This is a genomic window from Rhizobium sp. 768_B6_N1_8 (genome assembly GCF_051811225.1).
Classification (GTDB): domain Bacteria; phylum Pseudomonadota; class Alphaproteobacteria; order Rhizobiales; family Rhizobiaceae; genus Rhizobium.
In genome coordinates this window covers 2,660,235-2,679,047 of sequence record NZ_JBPWPV010000001.1, presented here as the reverse complement: position 1 = coordinate 2,679,047, position 18,813 = coordinate 2,660,235, and the positions used below count along the sequence as shown (strand labels likewise).

Sequence of the window (18,813 nt, the reverse complement as noted above, 5' to 3'; positions counted from 1 at the left end):
TCTTTAATTCGCCAGATGGCCGCGCAGTATCGCGGCCGTTTCCTCATCGGCCGGGAAGAGCGTTTCGATTGCCAGTTCCGACAGGGTGATATCGACGGGCGTGCCGAAGACGGTCGTTGTCGAGATGAAGGAAAGCAGGCCGGCTTTGGTCGAAAGTTGCAAGGGCACGGCGATGCCGGCAAGGTCGGTGTGGGGCTCGCCAGCATCTTTGGGAGCCGGATAGGACAGCAGTTCCTTCAGCAGCTTTTCCAGCATCGGATCGCCCGAGACCGAAATCTGCTGACGCAGCCGATCAAGGAGATGGGCGCGCCATTCCGAGAGATTGATGATGTGCGGTGCCAGCCCCTGTGGATGCAGGCTGAGGCGCAGCACGTTGACCGGCGGTTCCAGCACGGATGGATCGGCAACGGCTTCGAGCAGTGGTGCGATGGCGGCATTGGCGGCAACCAGCGTCCAGTGGCGGTCGATGGCGATCGCCGGGAAGGGCTCGTGGCCTTTCAGCACCCTATCGATGGCCCGGCGCGCGGGCTCAAGGGCGGGATCATCCAGCCTGCGTTCGGCAAAGACGGGGGCGAAACCCGCAGCCAGCAGCAGCGGGTTCCGGTCGCGCAGAGGCACGCCGAGGCGTTCGGCGAGATGCAGCAGCATTTCGCGGCTCGGGGTCGAGCGCCCACTCTCGATGAAGCTCAGATGCCGTTGCGAGATTTCGGCCTCCAGCGCGAGGTCGAGCTGGCTCATGCGGCGGCGCTGGCGCCATTCGCGCAGGTGATCTCCGAGAGAGCGGGCGGTCGGGGTCATCAGGCGGCTTCCGGCAGGAGATCGATGAAGCCACGTACGGATTTCAGCCTGCCGTCCTCGAGCTCGGCGAAGTCCGTGCCCTTGATCAGCGCTTCGCCATTTTCAGGGCCGAGGCCCCAGGAGAAGCGCAGGTTGTTTCCGTAGCCATCGGCCGTGCCGATCAGCTCGAAACGAAAGCCGGGGAAGCGGCTTTGGACGGCTTCGACCAGCGAATTGATCTGCTCATGGCCTTCGCCGCGCATCAGCGGGTCGATATAGGTGGCGGCTTCCGCCCAGCTCTCGGCGATGAGAGCGCGGCGGCGAGCGGCGTCCGTCTCGTTCCAGATGGCGAGGTAGCGCTCGGCGTTGGTGTTTGCGTCGTTTGTCGGGGCGTTGGGCATCGGGTCATCTCCTTTTGATCGCCTTTCATATTCAGGCAGGTGGCATGTTCAGGCAGGGCGATCATCGGCGAAAGCGGTGCAGCCTATCAATTACGCGGGAGGTAATGGAAGGCTGATCAACAATCGGGTTTCACACAATTGCGGACGTAAAACCGCGGCACATTTTTGCTGGAACCGCTCATCTCGCGGCTTGGTGATTTGACAGGCGTGGAGGCAGCCCGGAGATTTGCGGCGACCCCTTTTGCCCCGGAGGAGACATCGGTGAAAACCCGTTCATACAAAGCCTTAGCCGCATTCGCCATCGCGCTTCTCGGCGCATCCGCGACGCAGGCAACTGTTATCGATGACTGGAATACGATCAAGGTGCCGGCAGCACCGGCGCTGAAGCCGGTCAGCGTGAATAGGTCGGATACGGCGCTGCTGCTGCTCGATTTCAATGGCGCGCAGGACCCGTCCAAGGGGCCGTGCAACGCGAAGAACAAGCCGCGCTGCATCGCCTCTCTCCCGAAAGTGGAAAAGCTGATGAACGAGGCGCGCAAGAGCGGCGTTCCCGTCATCTATAGCATCACGGGTGGTGCTACGAAGGGCGATATTGCCAGCGTGCTGGCGCCGAAGGAGGGCGATGCGATCGTACAAGCCGGGGCCAACAAGTTTATCAACACCGATCTCGAAAAGATCCTGACCGAGAAGCACATCAAGACCATCATCGTGGCCGGAACGGCATCCGAAGGCGCGGTGCTGAATACGGCAGCCTATGCGGCGCTGAAGGGCATGAACGTTATCCTGCCCGTCGATGGCATGTCATCTGCCGATCCTTATGCCGAGCAATATGTCGCCTGGCATTTCGCCAATGCGCCGGGTGTTTCTGTCAAGACGACGCTGACCACGATTGATCAGATCACGTTCTAAACCCCGAGCCAGACACGCAGCGGGTTTACGGGGTCGGAGAGCAGCTTCACCGCGAAGGCGATGCAGACGATGACGAGCAACGGCTTGATGAGCTTTGCGCCGATGCGCATGGCGAGCCGCGAGCCCAGCTGTGCGCCGAGGAACTGGCAAACACCCATCAGAAGGCCGATCTTCCAGAGCGTCGCGCCGAAGCTTGCGAAGACGATGAGCGCGCCGAAATTCGAGCCGAGATTGAGAAGCTTGGTATGGGCGGTCGCCTTCAGCATGCCGAAGCCGGCAAGCGTGACGAAGGCCAGCATGAAGAAGGAGCCGGTGCCCGGGCCGAAGACGCCGTCGTAGAAGCCGATGAGCGGTACCAGCGTCAGGCCGAAGAGGAAGGGCGTCATGCGCCTGACAGTATCGAGGTCGTTGAGGTTCGGCTTGACGGCGAAGAAGATCGCGATTGCCACGAGCAGCACCGGCATGACGGCCTGCAGCACCTGGCCGGGGACGAGTGTGGCGAGGGCTGCACCGAGCGCGCCGCCCATGACGGCCATCAGCGCCATCGGCAATTGTTCCGAAAGCTTCACATGGCCCCTGCGGGCATAGGCGATGGTTGCCGAGGCGGCGCCGAAGAGCGACTGCACCTTGTTGGTGCCGAGCGTCTGCAGCGGCGGGATGCCTGCGATCAGCATGGCGGGAACGGTGATCAGGCCGCCGCCACCGGCAATGGAATCGACGAAACCGGCAAAGAAGGCGGCCGCGCAGAGCAGCAGAAGCAGATGGAGGGCAATGTCAGGCAAGATGCTATTCCGGGAGAGGTATGCGGGGCGGGGGGCTTTCGGGCGGGCTTGTTGCATTTCCCACCTCAAGCTGCAATGGCTCCAGGGACACAGCGGGGCGCAATCGGCTGATGGGAATGAGCGAAATCACCATTGATGAGGCAAGGCGGCATGTGCTCGGGCTCGGCTGCGAGCGCGGGACGCCTGATGGCGAGGTGACGGCGCTTGCCGTCGAGGCGTTGAGGGCGGCTGGGATCAGCGGGACTGAGCTTGCAGCTGTTGCCTCGATCGATAGCCGCAGGCAAGAGCCGGCGATCCTTGCCGTTGCGGCGCATTTTTCCGCGCCTGCCGTGTTCTTCGATGCGGCGCGGCTGGAAGAGGAGACGCCGCGGCTCAGGAATCCCTCTGCCATCGTTTTTGCCCGTGTCGGCTGCCATGGGGTGGCGGAAGCGGCGGCCCTTGCGGCTCTTGGCATGGATGCAGAGCTGATACTCGGCAAGATCAAATCTCAGCATGCGACAGCAGCCGTCGCCCGCATCGGGTTGCAGAAAGCCTGACGGGCGTTATGGTGGCGGCACTTCGCGGCGCCCTCCGGCTGCCAGCGATTCGAATCCGGAGCATCTTCGTTTTTTGAATCACGAATGTGCTCTATCCCTTTGTTTTTACGCAATTCCGGGCGCAAAACCGCTGCAGATTTTTGCTGGAATTGCTCTGGAGGATACATATGCACAAGGTCATTTATGACACGGATCCGGGCGTCGATGACGCAATGGCGCTGCTTTTCCTGCACCGCCACCCCGAGATCGATCTGATCGGCATCACCACGATTTTCGGCAATGCCTCGATCGAGACGACGACGCGCAATGCGCTGTTCCTGAAGCAAGAATGGAATATCGCAGCACCCGTTGCCAAGGGCGCCAATGTCACCATCGATCCTGCGCGTCATGAGCGTCCGTGGCCGACCATGGTGCATGGCGAGAATGGCCTCGGTGATATGCCGGTGCCAGATACGATCGACCTGCCGGTCGATCCGCGCCCGGCGCATCGCTTCATCATCGAAACCGTGCGCGCCAATCCGGGCGAGGTGAGGCTGGTTGCCGTCGGCCGCATGACCAACCTGGCCCTGGCGCTCAAGGAAGACCCCGAGATTGCAGGCCTCGTGAAGGACGTCGTCATCATGGGCGGCAATTTCTATGTGCCGGGCAATGTCTCGCCGGTTGCTGAAGCCAATATCCATGGCGATCCGGAAGCGGCCGATATCGTCATGACTGCGCCGTGGAAGGTCGTCGTCATCGGCCTCGATGTGACCGCGATCACGACGATGAGCCGCAGCTATCTCGGGGAGATGGCCGCCAGGGGCGACAAGGCGGTCAAGCAGCTCGATACGCTTTCGCAGTCCTATATCGACTTCTACAAGCATGCGGTCGAAGACGGCATGATGGTGCATGACAGCTGCGCCAGCGTCTATGTCGTGGCGCCCGAGCTGTTCACGACGATCACGGGCGCGGTGCGTGTTGTCTGCAGCGGTATTGCCGATGGCCAGACGGTGATCAAGCAGGATGGCCGCCGGTTCCCGCCGGGCGACTGGGATGGACTGCCGAGCCAGATCGTTGCCACCGGCATCGAGTCGGAAAAAGTGCTCGAGCTGATCCGCGATACGCTGCTGCGCCTCTGATGGCTTCAACGGGCCGGTCCCGCATGCCTGCGGCCGGCCCGTTCCCATATTCTGGAATCCAATCAAATTGTTATATGCGTTTCTTCCGAGGCTGATTCCGCTTCTTCGGAAATTGAGTCTCGGCCATTTTGTCAACTTCCGGTGCGCTGCCACTGATGGCGTTGACCTCGTCTGCTGCCGGGCCTAGATCAGCGGGATGATAGATCGCGCATTCTCACATCTGCCGGCGCTGGAGCCGGGCAGCGTCTGGCTCGTTGGGGCCGGTCCCGGCGATCCGGGCCTGCTGACGCTGCTTGCCGCCAAGGGGCTTTCCGAGGCCGATGTGATCGTCCATGACGCGCTGGTCAACGAGGAATGCCTGAAGCTCGCGCGGTCAGGTGCGGAGCTCGAATATGCGGGGAAACGCGGCGGCAAACCCTCGGCCAAGCAGCGGGATATTTCGCTTCGGTTGGTGGAATTGGCGCGGACCGGCAAACGCGTGCTGCGGCTGAAGGGCGGCGATCCCTTCGTCTTCGGGCGGGGTGGGGAAGAGGCGCTGACGCTGGTCGAGCACAATATCCCGTTTCGTATCGTGCCGGGCATTACCGCTGGTATCGGCGGGCTTGCCTATGCCGGGATTCCGGTGACGCATCGGGACATCAACCATGCCGTGACCTTCCTCACCGGCCATGATTCCTCCGGCATCGTGCCTGACGCGATCAATTGGGAAGCGATCGGCAAGGGCTCGCCCGTCATCGTCATGTATATGGCGATGAAACATATTGCCCAGATCAGCGCCAATCTGATTGCTTCGGGCCGTTCGGCTTTCGAGCCAGTGGCCTTCGTCTGCAACGCGGCGACCGGTGACCAGCAGGTGCTGGAGACGACGCTTGGCGAAGCGCCTGAAGCCGTTGCCGCCTCCGGTCTGGAACCGCCGGCGATCGTCGTCGTCGGCGAGGTGGTGCGGTTGCGCGCCTCTCTCGACTGGCTTGGCGCGCTTGGCGGTCGGCGGCTGCAGCCCGACCCCTTCAGGCATGCCGGCGGGCAAGGGAGGGAGACAGCATGAGCGGGTTGCTGATCGCCGCACCGTCCTCCGGTTCCGGCAAGACCACAGTGACGCTCGGGTTGCTTCGGGCGCTGCGCAATCGCGGCGTCGCCGTCGCACCCGGCAAGGCCGGCCCTGATTATATCGATCCGGCCTTTCACGCGGCGGCAAGCGGCACGCTCTGCCTGAATTTCGATCCCTGGGGCATGCGGCCGGAACTGATTTCCGCCAATGCGACGCTGCACCGCTCCGGCGACCGGGTGTTGCTGATCGAGGGCATGATGGGCCTGTTCGATGGTGCTGCGGACGGGCGCGGCACGGCGGCGGACCTTGCGGCCCAGCTCGGACTTTCGGTCGTGCTCGTCGTCGATGCTTCGCGCCTGTCGCAATCGGTGGCGCCGCTCGTCAGCGGTTTTGCCGGTTTCCGCGCCGATGTGCGCATCGCCGGTGTCATCCTCAACAAGGTCGGCAGCGACCGGCACGAAGCGATGTTGCGCCAGGCGCTGGAAGCGATCCGCATGCCCATCGTTGCCGTCATCCGCAAGGATGCGATGCTGGCCCTGCCAGAGCGGCATCTGGGACTGGTACAGGCGGGCGAGCATGGGGCGCTCGAGGAGTTCATCGATTATGCGGCCAATGCCGTTTCCGAAGAGTGCAATTTCGAATTCCTCATGCGCATCGCGCGGCAGGGTATGAACCGGCCGTCGGCTGCCAATATTGCCCGGCTGATGCCTTTCGGCAGGCACATTGCCGTCGCGCGCGATATCGCCTTTGCCTTTTGCTACGAGCATATGCTGCTCGGCTGGCGGCGGCGCGGGGCCGAGATTTCCTTCTTCTCGCCGCTCGCCGACGAGGGCCCGTCCGAGGCTGCCGATGCGATCTATCTTCCGGGCGGATATCCCGAACTGCATGCGGGCAGGCTCGTGGCTTCGCAGAATTTTGTAGCCGGCATGAAGGCTGCGGCGGCGCGGGGCGTGCGCATCTATGGCGAATGCGGCGGCTACATGGTGCTCGGCGACGGGCTGATCGACGGGCAAGGCGAGCGCCATGAAATGCTCGGCCTGCTGCCTATCGTCACCAGCTATGAGACGCGCAAGCGGCATCTCGGCTATCGCCGCGTCACGCCGCTCGACGGCGCCTTTTTCGACAGGCCGATGACGGCGCATGAATTCCACTATTCGACGATCGTCTCCGAAGGGGAGGCCGACCGGATGTTTGCCACGCAGGATGCGCTCGGCAACGATCTCGGCTTCACCGGCTTGCGGCGCGGGCAGGTGGCCGGATCCTACATGCATCTGATCGATCTTGTGGGAGCTGCCGCATGAATGCGCCGATCGTGCATGGCGGCGGCATCACCGCGGCGGCGGCAAGCTTCGGCGGCCGGCTGGAGGACTGGCTCGATCTTTCGACCGGCATCAATCCCAATCCGGTGGTGCTGCCGGAGATACCTGCAAGGGTGTGGCATCGGCTGCCGGACCGACATCTGATCGAGACGGCGCGACATGCGGCGCGCGATCATTACCGCAGCGGCGCGATCCTGCCGCTTCCGGTTCCCGGCACGCAATCGGTCATCCAGCTTCTGCCGCGGCTGATCGAGCCGGGCAGAAAAGTTGCGATCCTGTCGCCGACCTATGGGGAATATGCGCGGGCTTTCAGCGTTGCGGGTTTTGCCGTCGATGCGGTCAGCAATATCGATGATATCGGCGCGGAGCATGGGCTGGCAGTTGTCGTCAATCCGAACAATCCAGACGGTCGGGTCCACGCGGCGGACAGGCTGGAAGCGCTGCATGAGCGGCTGAAGGCGGGCGGCGGTTTTCTTGTTGTCGATGAGGCTTTCGGGGATACGAGCCCGGAGGCGAGCCTCGTGCCGCGTGCATCAGGTCTTTCGAACCTCATCGTCTTCCGCTCCTTCGGCAAGTTCTTCGGGCTTGCAGGGCTGAGGCTCGGCTTTGCCATTGCGCGGGGCGATATTCTCGTGCGTTTCGAGGACTGGCTCGGTCCCTGGGCGGTGTCGGGGCCTGCGCTGTCAATGGCGAGCTCGCTGCTGAATTCGGATGTCTCCGCCATCGCCGGCTCGATTGCCGAGCGCCAGGCGGGCCTGCATGCCGTGCTTGCCGGAGCCGGCCTTGCTATTGCGGGCGGCACGCCGCTTTTCACCCTCGTTGCCGACGCGAAAGCCGGTGACATTTACACGACTCTCTGCCGCCATCATATTCTCGTCCGCCGGTTCGATTATGCACCGGACTGGCTGCGCATCGGCCTTGCGCCGGATGCTGCGGCGGATGGACGACTTGCTGCGGCCCTTCGGAGCTTTAACCGATGAATCTGGATGAACATTTTCTCGTGCTGGTTCTGGCGCTGCTGCTCGACCGCATCATCGGCGATCCGCAATGGCTGTGGATGCGCGTGCCGCATCCGGTCGCCATCTTCGGTCGGGCGGTCGGCTATTTCGACCAGCATTTCAACCGTGAGAGCCTGAGCAAGGCTCAGCGCCGGCAGAACGGCGTGGTGGCGATCCTGGCGCTGTCGGGGCTCGCCGTCGTCACCGGCCTGGTGCTGCATTGGTTCCTGATGCTCTTCGGCCCTGTCGGTATCCTGCTCGAAGTCTTCTGCGTGGCGATTTTCCTGGCGCAAAAGAGCCTGTCGGATCATGTCGCGGCGGTCGCAGCGGCGCTGAAGAGCGACGGCCTCGTTGGCGGGCGCAAGGCGGTGTCGCGCATCGTCGGGCGCGATCCGGAAACGCTGGATGAGCCGGGTGTCTGCCGTGCGGCAATCGAGAGCCTCGCCGAGAATTTTTCCGATGGCGTGGTGGCGCCGGCCCTCTGGTTTGCGATCTTCGGCCTACCTGGCCTGTTCTTCTACAAGATGCTCAATACAGCGGATTCAATGATCGGCCACCGTTCGGAAAAATATGTCGATTTCGGCTGGGCCTCGGCGCGGCTGGACGATATCGCCAACTGGCCGGCGGCACGCCTGTCGATCCTGCTGATCGCCGTCGGCGCCGGCATCCGCCGCGGCACGTCAGCCTTCCGCGATTCTTTCCGTGTCGGCATCCGCGACGGCAAGCTGCACCGCTCGCCGAATTCCGGCCGCCCGGAGGCGGCGATGGCCGGCGCGCTCGATCTCCAGCTTGCCGGCCCGCGCGTCTATTCGGGCGTGGTCGTGCGCGAGCCGATGATCAACGGCACGGGCCGGGATGTGGCGACGGCAGGCGATGTGGAGGACGGGATTTCGGTCTTCCAGGCCAGCTGCATGGCGCTGACGCTGCTTACCTTCGTGGCCTTCGTCTGCCTGCTTTAGCCTCGCCATTTCTCCGCCGTCAAAAGTAACGCCAAGACACAGCTCAGCAGGCCAAGCGATAGTGGCAGGCCCTGATGGCCGATCAGTTGCATCGCCACGCCCGTCGCGGGCGAGCCTGCGATGCCGCCGAGACCCCAGACGAGGGCGAAGGCGGCGTTGCCGGCGATGAGGGACTGGCCGGTGAAGCGTTCACCGAGCTGGATCAGCGACAGGGTGTAGATGCCGAAGGAGACGCCGCCCCAGGCGAAAAACAGCGGCCAGATGAGCCATGTATCGAAGAGCAGCGGCAGGAGCAGGCAACCGGCGAGCGAGGCGAGCACGCAGAAGAGCAGGGTAGGGCGGGAGCCAAATTGTTCGGCGAGGCGGCCGAGGACGATCTGCAGCACGGCATTGCCTGCGATGAAGCAGGTGATCAGCGCGGTGATGCGGGGTTCGGGGCTGCCGAGGGCTGCGCCATAGACGGCGAAGAGGGCAAGCAGGATCTGCTCGAAACCGGCGGCGACGAAGACGGCGAAGAGCAGGAGCGGCGCCAGCATGACGAAGCCGCCGACAGATATGGCTTCGCCCTCCTGCGGCATGTCGGGCAGTCGTCTTGTGACGGCAAGCACGATCAGGCCGCAGACGAGGAAGGCGAAAATACCGATCAGGAAGGGTGGCCAGCCCTCCGTACCGGCAAGGCCGAGGGATAGCGGGCCGATGGCGAAGCCGCCTGATACGACGGACGAATAGAGGCCCATGATGCGGCCGCGGCGCGCGGCGGGCGTGATGGCGAGCAGCCAGGTTTCGCTGATCACGTAGAGCGGGTTGGCGAAGACGCCGAGCAGGAAGCGCAGCGGCATCCACGCCCAAATGTCCTGCGTCCAGGCAATGGCAATCAGGCTGAGTGCTGCGAGGATCGAGCAGAGGATGGCAAGCCGTCCGGCGCCTACGCGGTGTGACAGGGCAGGAATGAAGGGTGCGGAGACGATAAAGCCCGTTGGCGTCATGGCGGCCGACAGGCCGATCAGGCCTGATGGTGTTCCCTGCCGCTCCAGAATGAAGCTCAGGAGCGGATAGGTCAGGCCCTGCGCCATGGCGAACACCGTGACGGTGGCGATGATGCCTGCCATCGCGGCCCATGGAATGCGATCTTCGCGTGGCGATATCGGGCTGCGCCGGTCGATCGTTGCGGCTGGAGGAAACTGGTCATCGTGTGTCATCGGACATTCGCCTCACACGTGCCAGAAAAAGCCGGTGGTCTCGGAGCCTGCCTGTTGTTCCGTCAGGCCGATATCGTCGATCAGAACGGGGCTGATTTTCGACCGTCGCTTCCGTTCGCGGCGGATGCGGATGCGCCAGAACCAGTGCGTGATCGCGCTTCGCAGGATGATCAGGCTATTGTGCCGGCGCGGTAACTTGTGACGTGGGGTTGATGCAAGGGTGCAGCAATCGCTCATGATGAACTCCATGGAGCTTGAAGGTCCGGGAACTTGGATTTCGCCTGGGGCCTTAGATTTCAAAGGATGGTGGAGTCTGGAGGATGCGGCGCGGGGCGTAATTAAGCGCTTCCAAAAAGTTCGCAAAAACTTCCAAAGTGACTAAACAGGTTAAAACAGGATTTCGCCTGATCAGGACAATAAGGACATGACCGCCTCATCTTCCTTTCTCGGCCTTCCAGATCGCCTGGCCGATGGCCGTTTGCCCCGTGCGGTGATCTTCGCAGCCGCGCACGGCAGCACCTATCCCGGCAAGGACAGCAGCGGTTATGCGCTGGCCGCCGGCGCCATCCGCGCTGCGAGCCAGGAGGATGCCGGGCTCATCGAGCATTGGGATTTCGATCTCGGCGGCCCGCTGTTTGCCGGCAAGCCGATCTCCTGCATCGACGCTGGCGACATCGAGACCACCATGCATGACAATGCCGACAACCGCGCTCGGATTGAGGCGAAGACGCGCGAAATCCTGGCACTATCGGCCGTACCGATCCTGCTCGGGGGAGACTGTTCCGTGACCTTTCCCTTCCTCGCTGGCTTTGCGGATCAAGGGCCGGTCTGGGTCCTGCAGATCGACGCCCATATCGACTGGCGCGACGAGGTGCATGGCGAGCGCTACGGCTATTCAAGTCCGATGCGTCGGGCGAGCGAGATGCCGCATGTCGCCGGCATGGTGCAAGTCGGTCTGCGCAGCGTCGGCAGCGCGCGCATCGCCGAGGTGGAAGCGGCGCAGCTTTATGGCAGCCGCTTTGTCACTGCCCGCGAGATCCACACAGTGGGTGTCGAAGCCGCTCTCCGGCATATTCCCGAGGGAGCGCGGGTGGTCGTCACGCTCGATTGCGACAGCATCGATCCCGGCATCATGCCGGGCGTGGCGGCGCGTACCCCTGGTGGCCTCACCTACACACAGGTGATCGACTTGATCGCCGGCCTCGGCAGGCGGGCGAGAATCGCCGGGTTTGACCTGGTCGAGTTTTATCCTCCGGCTGATATCGACGGCTTGTCGGCGCTGACCGTGTCGCGCGTGCTCGTCAATGCGGTCGGCGCCATCGTCAGGCAGGATTGAAACGCTTCTTGCTCTCACGGCAATTGGTATCGGTGCATTTTCGATTCTAGGCGACTTTGCCCAGACGTGGCTCCGTCCCAGCCAGCAGCCGCCTGATATTGGCGCGATGGCGCACAATCACGTAGATGCCGCCTGATATTACCAGCAGCCGATAGGGCAACGGTTGCTCCAGGCCGCAGACGAGAGCGATGGCCGTCAACGCTGCCAGCATCGAACTCAGGGAAACAATGCGGAAGGCGGCCAGCGCAAGGCAGAAAACCGCCGCGGCACCCAAACCGACGGGCCAGGACATTGCCAGCAACACGCCGAGCCCTGTCGCAGCAGATTTGCCTCCCATAAAGTTCAGCCAGATCGAACGGCCATGCCCCAACAACACGCCAAGACCGGCCAGGCAAACAATCCAGGGCTCCGCGCTTTGCAGGTCAGGTGCTGTCGGCGGCGTGCCCGATGGTACTGTCGAGAGCCAGAGATAAAACCAGCGGGCAAAGACGACTGCTGCGACACCTTTCAGCACATCGATCAGGAGAACCGCCAAAGCAGGCCATTTACCGAGCGTTCTGAGTACGTTCGTTGCTCCGGTGGATCTGGAGCCATGCTGGCGGATATCCATGCCCTTGAGCAGTTTGCCCGCCAGATAGCCCGTGGGCAGGGAGCCGAAGAGATAGGCGACCGCCAGTCCCACCAGACTTGCTATCCAGAAAACCATGGGTGTACCTCGACGCTCTTTTTTCAGCCGGTAATTATCTGATCGAACACGATTAAACCAGTCGCGCCTCGGATGCCACGCGCCTAAGCGGACGAAATTGTCCGCGGGAATGCCGAGATCGAATGGCATCAGGCAGGACGGTTCCAACCCGGCATGAAAGCCTCTAGGATGCGCGCCATGCAGGGAGCGCGCTTTGCCTTTGGTCCGTTCGTGCTTGATCCGGAGGCGGGAACGCTTCTTCGGAACGACGATCCCGTTGCCGTCGGGCACCGCGGCGTAATGCTGCTTGCCGCGCTCGTCGGGCGGCCCGGCGAAATTCTGGCCAAGACCGAGCTGATGGATGCGGCCTGGCCGGGCACGGCCGTCGAGGAGGGCAACCTCACCGTCCAGATCGCGCAGCTGCGCAAGCTGCTGGGTCCTGCCGCTGACGGTGGTGAATGGATCTCGACGGTTCCGCGCATCGGCTATCGCTTCACCGGCGCCATAAAACAGCTCGGCAGCGGGAGGCGAAAAGCTTTGGCGCTGCCCGACAAACCCTCGATTGCCGTACTGCCCTTCGTCACCGTCAGCGGCGATCCGGAGCAGGAGGGTTTTGCGGATGGCCTGACCGAAGACCTTATCACCGATCTTTCCCGGACCTCGGGCCTCTTCGTCATCGCCCGCAATTCGAGCTTTGCCTATAAGGGAAAGGCGATGGATGTGCGTGATATCGCCGAGGAGCTTGGGGTGCGCTATCTGCTCGACGGCAGCGCAAGACGGGCGGCGGAGCGCGTGCGCATCAACGCCCGGCTCGTCGATGCCGAAAGCGGCGATCATCTCTGGGCGGAGCGTTTCGACCGCGGCCTGGACGATATTTTTGCCGTTCAGGACGAGGTCACCGGCAAGATCGTCGAGGCGCTGCTTGGCCGGCTGCGTCCACCGCCGCCGCGTAACCGCCCCAAGAGCCTCGAAGCCTATGATCTCTGCGTGCGGGCGCGCACGCTGATGGATGATGCGCCGCAAAGCGCGCGGGAAACGCAGCTGATGCTGACACGGGCGATTGCGCTCGACCCTGACTATGCCGAGGCCCATCGGTGGCTTGCGCTGAACCATTGGATGGGATGGGTGCATAGCGGTGGTCCAACCGAAGCCAATCGCAGCGTTGCCCTGGAATTGGCGCGCAAGGCCGTCGCGCTCGATCCGAACGATGCCGGCTGCCGCTGGGTGCTTGCTTACCTGCTTGCCTATGAGCGCAGCTTCGCGGAAGCCGATGCGGAATTCGAAAAGGCCATCGCGCTCGATCCGAATGAGGCCGATACGTGGGCGGCTCTGTCAGATATTTCCGTTCTCGCCGGGCGGATCGACGAGGGCCTGGAGCATATCGGCAAGGCGTTTCGGCTGAACCCGTTTCCGGCCAGCTGGTATTATTTGACACTCGGCCAAGCGCAATATGCTGATGGCAACTATGAAGCCGTCGTCGAGACGCTGCGCCGGGAGGAAACCTATCGCACGAGCTCACGCCGTTTCCTGGCGGCAGGTCTTGCCCAGCTCGGCCGGCTCGATGAGGCCCGTGCAGAGGCGGAGCTGTTCCTCGTCGCAAACCCGCATTTCACGATCAGCCACTGGATCGCGATGGAACCGTTCCGGGACGCAGGGACGCTCGCACATTTTGTCGACGGCTATCGCAAGGCCGGCTTTCCCGAGTGACGCCAGTGCCGCAACCGGCCCCGGTTTGTTAGAAATGTGATTACCATTCGAGTTAAAGCAAAATAACAAGTATTGCCGTAGTCTCTTCTCTCGTTGGGCGAAAATAAGCCTTTAAAGGTTCGATAGAGGGACGACCATGAAGACGTTTTTTGCGGCTGCTACGGCAGTGTTGTTATTGCAGTTTTCTCCAGTTGCGGCTCAGGCTGCTACGCTGGTTGCCAATATCAGCCTCAGCAAGCAGACGATGACTGTTACCGAGAACGGTTGGGTGAAGTATCGCTGGAAGGTTTCGACGGCGCGCAAGGGTTATACCACGCCAACCGGTTCCTGGAGCGCCAAGTGGCTGTCTCGCGATCACCGCTCCAAGAAATACGACAATGCGCCGATGCCGTTCGCCGTGTTCTTCAATGGCGGTTATGCCGTTCATGCTACTTTCGAACGCAAGCGGCTCGGCACGCCGGCCTCGCATGGCTGCGTCCGTCTCGACCCCAACAATGCGGCCCAGTTCTTCTCGATGGCGCAGGAAAACGGCCTTGCCAATACCCGCGTGGTGATCACGCGGTAAGCAAATCAGGCGCTAACCAGGCGCTCGAGCTCATCCATATCGGGAACGGTGATATGACGGCTGTTCTCGATCTGGATGACGCCCTGCTTGCGCAATTTGGTCATCTGGCGGCTGACGGTTTCGATCGTCAGCCCCAGGAAATCGGCGATCTCGCTGCGTGAGAGCGGCAGGTCGAAGGCCGCGCTGCTGGTCGTTTCCGGCTCGGCATGCGTGGCGACGAGATAGAGAAGGTTTGCGACCTTTTCCTGGGCCGTGCGGCGGCCGAGCGTCAGCATCCATTCCCGTGCAGCATCCAGTTCCTTCAGCGCCTGAGCATGCAGGTTGTGCTGCAGTTCCGGTGTATCTGATATCATCCGGTCGAGCAGACGGCGGGGGAAGACGCAGATTTCCGTCGGCGTGGCTGCCTCGGCCGACAGCGTGCTCTCGGGCACGAAGGGGCGGCCGATGAAATCGGGGGCGAATTGCAGCCCGACGATCTGCTGGCGCCCATCCGGCATCACCTTGCAGAGCTTCACCACGCCATTCATGATGTTGGAATAGGACAAGACTTCTTCGCCTTCCGCAACAATTTCGCTTCCCGCATCGATCTTGCGGCGCATGGAGTGCTTGCAGAGCTCGCGAAGCTGGGCTGATGTCAGCGCGCTGCAGACCACGCCGTGGCGTGCCTCGCAGACCCGGCAGGCTGCGGGAATACTTATGTCTGGATCTTCACTGCGCGCGATATCCATGTCGATGCCCCGATCCGACCATTCGGCCTCGCGTCTGTGATACGCTTCGGCCCCCAGGTCATCTATCCCGATTTCTTGCGGTTACGTCTTGATCTTTATCAATTCCGTCTCGAATCCGATTTGATCCAGGTCAAAGTTTCCTCTTTTCAGCAGGTTTATTTGAGGGAAGTCTCGTTAAGGGGAATCCCCGCCTTGAAAACCGACTTGCTGAAGAAATATTCCGGCCCCGTACCGCGCTATACGAGCTATCCGACAGCGCCGCAATTGAACGCAAGTATAGGTGCCGGCGAATATGCGCTGTGGCTGGACGAGATCGCGCCCGGCACTGCGGTTTCTCTCTATGTCCATATTCCCTATTGCGACCGGCTCTGCTGGTTCTGCGCTTGCCATACGAAGCAGACGCTGCGCTATGAGCCGATCGCCGCCTATCTGCGCTCGCTGAAGGACGAGATAGATATGGTGGCGCAGCTGATCCCCGAGGCGCGCATCACCGCGCTGCATCTTGGCGGCGGCTCGCCCACCATGCTGAAACCTGGGGATATGATCGGCCTCATCGGGCATCTCAAGACGCGTTTCCGTTTCGAGGCGGATGCGTCCATCAGCGTGGAGATGGACCCCAACGATCTCGATGAGGCGCGTTACGAGGCGCTTGCCGAGATCGGGCTGACGCGGGCAAGCCTCGGCGTGCAGGATTTCGATCCTGTGGTCCAGCAGGCGATCAACCGGCTGCAGACATTCGAGCAGACTAGGGGCGTCGTCGATGCCGTCAGGGCGAGGGGCGTTCGCTCGGTCAATTGCGATCTGCTCTACGGGTTGCCGCATCAGACGCTTGCGAGCCTAGAGTGTACCGTTTCCAATATCGTGACGCTCGATCCCGACCGCATCGCGCTCTTCGGCTATGCGCATGTGCCGTGGATGAAGAAACATCAGACGATGATCCCTGAGGAGACTTTGCCCGATGCGGCAGAACGCTTCCGGCAAATGGGTCACGCAGCCGCGATGCTGTGCGCGGCCGGCTACCAGTCCGTCGGCATCGACCATTTCGCCAGAGTCGACGACGGGCTGGCGGTCGCCGCGCGGGAAGGGCGCCTGCACCGGAATTTCCAGGGCTATACGGAGGATGAGGCGCCTGTGCTGATCGGGCTCGGCGCGTCTTCGATCGGGCGGCTGCCGCAAGGCTATGTGCAGAACATGCCGGCAACCGGCGAATATCAGCGCATGGTCGATGCCGGCGGACTTGCCGTGGTGCGCGGGATCGCACTTTCCGATGACGACCGGCTACGCGGGCATGTGATCGAGCGGCTGATGTGCGATTTCCGTTTTTCCTTCCGTGACCTCCGAGCGAAATTCGGGGCTGCGGCCGAGCCGCTGATTACGGAGGCGCGGCAGATTGCGGCGCTGGATCAGGATGGCCTCTGCGCCGTCGAGGCGGACGGTTTTTGCGTCACGGAAACGGCAAAAGTCTTTAGCCGGGTGGTCTCTTCCTGGTTCGATGCCCATCTCGGACAGGCCAAAGGGCGCCATTCCATTGCTGTTTAGGCAACACCTGCCCGCCAAATTGGCTTGCAACCGGGACGAAAGCATTGGCTTTTGAAATGGATTTGCCTATGAGGGGGAGAATCTTCATTTCCAAGAGGTAGAGCGAGTGACCGCTACATTCGATAAAGTTGCCGACATCATTGCTGAAACCAGCGAGATCGACCGCGCAACGATCACGCCGGAAAGCCACACGATCGATGACCTCGGTATCGACAGCCTCGACTTCCTCGATATCGTTTTCGCCATCGACAAGGAATTCGGCATCAAGATTCCGCTCGAAAAGTGGACGCAGGAAGTCAACGAAGGCAAGGTTTCCACCGAAGAATACTTCGTGCTGAAGAACCTCTGTGCCAAGATCGACGAGCTGCGCGCCGCCAAGGCTTGAAGCAACATCATCATCTTTTTTTCACGCCCTGCCGCCATTGATATGGCGGCCGGGCGGTTTTGTTCCTAAGTAGGCCTTCCGACGGGCTTAGTGCGCGTCGCGCCGGAGAAGTCTGATGCTGCTGGAATATTTCCAGATGATTGACCGCGTCGAGGCGGTGGACCTTGAGAAGCGCACGCTCGTTGCGCGCTCGGTCGTGCCGGCCAAGAGCCCCGTTTTCGAGGGGCATTTTCCAGGCATGCCGCTCGTCCCTGGCGTGCTTCTCATCGAAACCATGGCGCAGGCATCAGGCATGCTGGTGCTGGCCGCCACCGATTTTACGTCAATGCCCTTCCTGATGTCGGTCGATGGCGCCAAGATGCGCACCTTCGTCGAGCCGGAAGCGGTGCTCGACATCGAGGCTTTCCTCGAACATGACGGCTCCGGTTTTGCCGTCACCAAGGCAAAGATCACCAGCGGCGGCAAGAAGGTCTGCGATGCGCAGCTCAAACTGCGCACCATGCCTTTCAGTGAAATTCCGCTCGGCGATATCGTGAAGAAACGTGCCGGCGAGGTGGGCCTGATGGACGCCATCGCTGCGCAGCGGGCGAAGGCCCAGGGGGTGAGTGAATGAGCAAGGCCGCCAATGACGTCGTGATATCAGGCATCGGCATCGTGACCTGTCAGGGTGTCGGCAAGGATGCGCATCTGGCGATCCTGACTGCCGATGCCGCACCTGCGACCGTTATCGAGACCGAGAAGTTCAGGCCTTATCCGGTCCATCCGCTTCCTGAGATCGACTGGTCGCAGCAGATCGCCAAGCGCGGCGACCAGCGCCAGATGGAAAACTGGCAGCGGATCGGCGTTTTTGCAGCGGGTCTGGCGCTCGATGATGCGGGCTTCAAGGACAATCTGGAAGCCTGCGGCACGATGGACATGATCGTGGCGGCCGGCGGCGGCGAGCGCGACATCAATGTCGATACGCTGATCGTCGATGAGGGCCTGAAGCGCAACGACCGCGAGTTGCTGCTCAATGAGAAGCTGACGACCGAACTGCGGCCTACGCTGTTTCTGGCACAGCTTTCCAACCTGCTTGCCGGCAATATTTCCATCGTTCACAAGGTCACCGGCTCCTCGCGCACTTTCATGGGTGAGGAAGCTTCCGGCGTTTCCGCCGTCGAGACGGCCTTCTGGCGCATCAAGTCAGGCGAATCCACCCATGCGCTTGTTGGCGGCGCCTTTGCGGCCGAACGCCCGGACATGATCCTGCTGACGGAAGCAATCGGCGCGCATACGCGGGGTGAGTGGGCGCCGCTTTGGTCGCGCTCCGGTCTTGAGGGCGGCGGCATGATCACCGGTTCCGCCGGCGCCTTCCTGGTGTTGGAATCGCGCAAGCATGCTGAAGAGCGCGGCGCGCATATCTATGCGACAATCGGTGCCGTCGAAGGCGACCGCGGCAATCGCGCTGCGGGTAATTTCGAAGTGCGCCTGGAGCGGCTGCTGAAACCCGCTGCCGGTCTGGCCCCCGAAACTACGGCGATCTTCTCCGGCTCGACCGGCATGCATGAGCTTGCCGCCCGCGAAAAGGCAGTGCTTGAACGTCAGCTTCCGGGTGCTGCGATCCGCGGCTTCGCCGGCGTTTCCGGCCACACGATCGAGGCGCAGTTCACGCTCGGCCTTGCGCTTGCAGCGCTTGCGATCGACGCCAAGGCCAAGGTTCCGCCTTTTGATGCCGCGAACGAAGCGCCGATGAAGGCAAGCACGAAGGCTGCCGTCGTAACCACTGTCGGACATCAGCGCGGCGAAGGCGTTGCCGTTCTTTCCGCAGAAGCGTGAGGAGTGA

21 protein-coding genes are annotated in these 18,813 nt (G+C 62.2%); 14 read left to right on the top strand and 7 right to left on the bottom strand.

Annotated elements, in window-relative coordinates:
• Positions 1-3 precede the first annotated feature (3 nt).
• Complete coding sequence (locus tag AB8B33_RS13850; RefSeq protein ID WP_439015829.1) at positions 4-798, bottom strand: helix-turn-helix domain-containing protein; 795 nt, start codon at positions 796-798, stop codon at positions 4-6.
• Positions 798-1,178, bottom strand: a complete 381-nt coding sequence (locus tag AB8B33_RS13845; RefSeq protein ID WP_113325752.1) for a nuclear transport factor 2 family protein — start codon at positions 1,176-1,178, stop codon at positions 798-800. The genes AB8B33_RS13850 and AB8B33_RS13845 overlap by 1 nt, the downstream gene beginning before the upstream one ends.
• Before the next feature lie 261 nt (positions 1,179-1,439).
• Here AB8B33_RS13845 and AB8B33_RS13840 point away from each other — a divergent pair, with 261 nt between their 5' ends.
• A complete protein-coding gene (locus AB8B33_RS13840; RefSeq protein WP_439015828.1) occupies positions 1,440-2,087 on the top strand; it encodes an isochorismatase family protein in 648 nt (215 codons plus the stop codon).
• On the opposite strand, the gene AB8B33_RS13835 is transcribed toward AB8B33_RS13840, so the two are convergent.
• Positions 2,084-2,869, bottom strand: coding sequence for a TSUP family transporter (locus AB8B33_RS13835; RefSeq protein WP_439015827.1), 786 nt, complete (start codon positions 2,867-2,869; stop codon positions 2,084-2,086). The two genes, AB8B33_RS13840 and AB8B33_RS13835, sit on opposite strands and share 4 nt — an antisense overlap.
• 116 nt (positions 2,870-2,985) lie before the next feature.
• On the opposite strand from AB8B33_RS13835, the gene AB8B33_RS13830 reads away from it, so the two are divergent.
• The 6 genes from AB8B33_RS13830 (at position 2,986) to cbiB (ending at position 8,847) form a co-directional block, all read left to right on the top strand.
• Positions 2,986-3,405, top strand: coding sequence for a cobalamin biosynthesis protein (locus tag AB8B33_RS13830; RefSeq protein ID WP_439015826.1), 420 nt, complete (start codon positions 2,986-2,988; stop codon positions 3,403-3,405).
• Positions 3,406-3,572: 167 nt separating this feature from the next.
• Positions 3,573-4,523, top strand: coding sequence for a nucleoside hydrolase (locus AB8B33_RS13825; RefSeq protein WP_439015825.1), 951 nt, complete (start codon positions 3,573-3,575; stop codon positions 4,521-4,523).
• A 196-nt stretch (positions 4,524-4,719) separates the two neighbouring features.
• Positions 4,720-5,568: a uroporphyrinogen-III C-methyltransferase gene (gene cobA / locus AB8B33_RS13820; protein ID WP_439015824.1), complete on the top strand. Its 849-nt coding sequence runs from the start codon at positions 4,720-4,722 to the stop codon at positions 5,566-5,568.
• Complete coding sequence (locus AB8B33_RS13815; RefSeq protein ID WP_439015823.1) at positions 5,565-6,872, top strand: cobyrinate a,c-diamide synthase; 1,308 nt, start codon at positions 5,565-5,567, stop codon at positions 6,870-6,872. The genes cobA and AB8B33_RS13815 overlap by 4 nt, the downstream gene beginning before the upstream one ends.
• Positions 6,869-7,870, top strand: a complete 1,002-nt coding sequence (gene cobD, locus AB8B33_RS13810) for a threonine-phosphate decarboxylase CobD (RefSeq protein WP_439015822.1) — start codon at positions 6,869-6,871, stop codon at positions 7,868-7,870. The genes AB8B33_RS13815 and cobD overlap by 4 nt, the downstream gene beginning before the upstream one ends.
• Positions 7,867-8,847 carry an adenosylcobinamide-phosphate synthase CbiB gene (gene cbiB, locus AB8B33_RS13805; RefSeq protein WP_439015821.1) on the top strand — a complete coding sequence of 327 codons (981 nt, stop codon included), beginning with the start codon at positions 7,867-7,869 and terminating at the stop codon, positions 8,845-8,847. The genes cobD and cbiB overlap by 4 nt, the downstream gene beginning before the upstream one ends.
• Here the strand turns inward: cbiB and AB8B33_RS13800 are convergent.
• On the bottom strand, positions 8,844-10,046 hold the full coding sequence (locus AB8B33_RS13800; RefSeq protein WP_439015819.1) for an MFS transporter: 1,203 nt from the start codon (positions 10,044-10,046) through the stop codon (positions 8,844-8,846). The two genes, cbiB and AB8B33_RS13800, sit on opposite strands and share 4 nt — an antisense overlap.
• Positions 10,047-10,058: 12 nt before the next feature.
• A complete protein-coding gene (locus tag AB8B33_RS13795) occupies positions 10,059-10,295 on the bottom strand; it encodes a DUF1127 domain-containing protein (RefSeq protein ID WP_439015818.1) in 237 nt (78 codons plus the stop codon).
• Positions 10,296-10,470: 175 nt separating this feature from the next.
• On the opposite strand from AB8B33_RS13795, the gene AB8B33_RS13790 reads away from it, so the two are divergent.
• Complete coding sequence (locus AB8B33_RS13790) at positions 10,471-11,382, top strand: agmatinase (RefSeq protein ID WP_439015817.1); 912 nt, start codon at positions 10,471-10,473, stop codon at positions 11,380-11,382.
• 46 nt (positions 11,383-11,428) lie between these two features.
• On the opposite strand, the gene plsY is transcribed toward AB8B33_RS13790, so the two are convergent.
• Positions 11,429-12,088: a glycerol-3-phosphate 1-O-acyltransferase PlsY gene (gene plsY / locus AB8B33_RS13785; RefSeq protein ID WP_439015816.1), complete on the bottom strand. Its 660-nt coding sequence runs from the start codon at positions 12,086-12,088 to the stop codon at positions 11,429-11,431.
• Positions 12,089-12,265: 177 nt separating this feature from the next.
• Here plsY and AB8B33_RS13780 point away from each other — a divergent pair, with 177 nt between their 5' ends.
• Both AB8B33_RS13780 and AB8B33_RS13775 read left to right on the top strand, forming a co-directional pair.
• Positions 12,266-13,774 (top strand): winged helix-turn-helix domain-containing tetratricopeptide repeat protein, encoded by a 1,509-nt coding sequence (locus AB8B33_RS13780; protein ID WP_439015815.1) that lies wholly within the window; start codon positions 12,266-12,268, stop codon positions 13,772-13,774.
• 136 nt (positions 13,775-13,910) lie between these two features.
• The gene (locus AB8B33_RS13775; protein ID WP_439015814.1) at positions 13,911-14,339 is read left to right on the top strand and encodes a L,D-transpeptidase; all 429 of its coding nucleotides are present in this window, start codon (positions 13,911-13,913) and stop codon (positions 14,337-14,339) included.
• Positions 14,340-14,344: 5 nt separating this feature from the next.
• Here the strand turns inward: AB8B33_RS13775 and AB8B33_RS13770 are convergent, their stop codons facing one another.
• Positions 14,345-15,067 carry a Crp/Fnr family transcriptional regulator gene (locus AB8B33_RS13770; protein ID WP_439015813.1) on the bottom strand — a complete coding sequence of 241 codons (723 nt, stop codon included), beginning with the start codon at positions 15,065-15,067 and terminating at the stop codon, positions 14,345-14,347.
• 192 nt (positions 15,068-15,259) lie between these two features.
• Here AB8B33_RS13770 and hemN point away from each other — a divergent pair, with 192 nt between their 5' ends.
• The 4 genes from hemN (at position 15,260) to AB8B33_RS13750 (ending at position 18,806) form a co-directional block, all read left to right on the top strand.
• Positions 15,260-16,606, top strand: a complete 1,347-nt coding sequence (gene hemN, locus AB8B33_RS13765) for an oxygen-independent coproporphyrinogen III oxidase (RefSeq protein ID WP_439015812.1) — start codon at positions 15,260-15,262, stop codon at positions 16,604-16,606.
• 106 nt (positions 16,607-16,712) lie between these two features.
• A complete protein-coding gene (locus tag AB8B33_RS13760; protein ID WP_007814022.1) occupies positions 16,713-16,991 on the top strand; it encodes an acyl carrier protein in 279 nt (92 codons plus the stop codon).
• A gap of 115 nt (positions 16,992-17,106) precedes the next feature.
• Positions 17,107-17,604: a 3-hydroxyacyl-ACP dehydratase FabZ family protein gene (locus AB8B33_RS13755; RefSeq protein ID WP_113320665.1), complete on the top strand. Its 498-nt coding sequence runs from the start codon at positions 17,107-17,109 to the stop codon at positions 17,602-17,604.
• On the top strand, positions 17,601-18,806 hold the full coding sequence (locus AB8B33_RS13750) for a beta-ketoacyl-ACP synthase (RefSeq protein WP_439015811.1): 1,206 nt from the start codon (positions 17,601-17,603) through the stop codon (positions 18,804-18,806). The genes AB8B33_RS13755 and AB8B33_RS13750 overlap by 4 nt, the downstream gene beginning before the upstream one ends.
• Positions 18,807-18,813 lie beyond the last annotated feature (7 nt).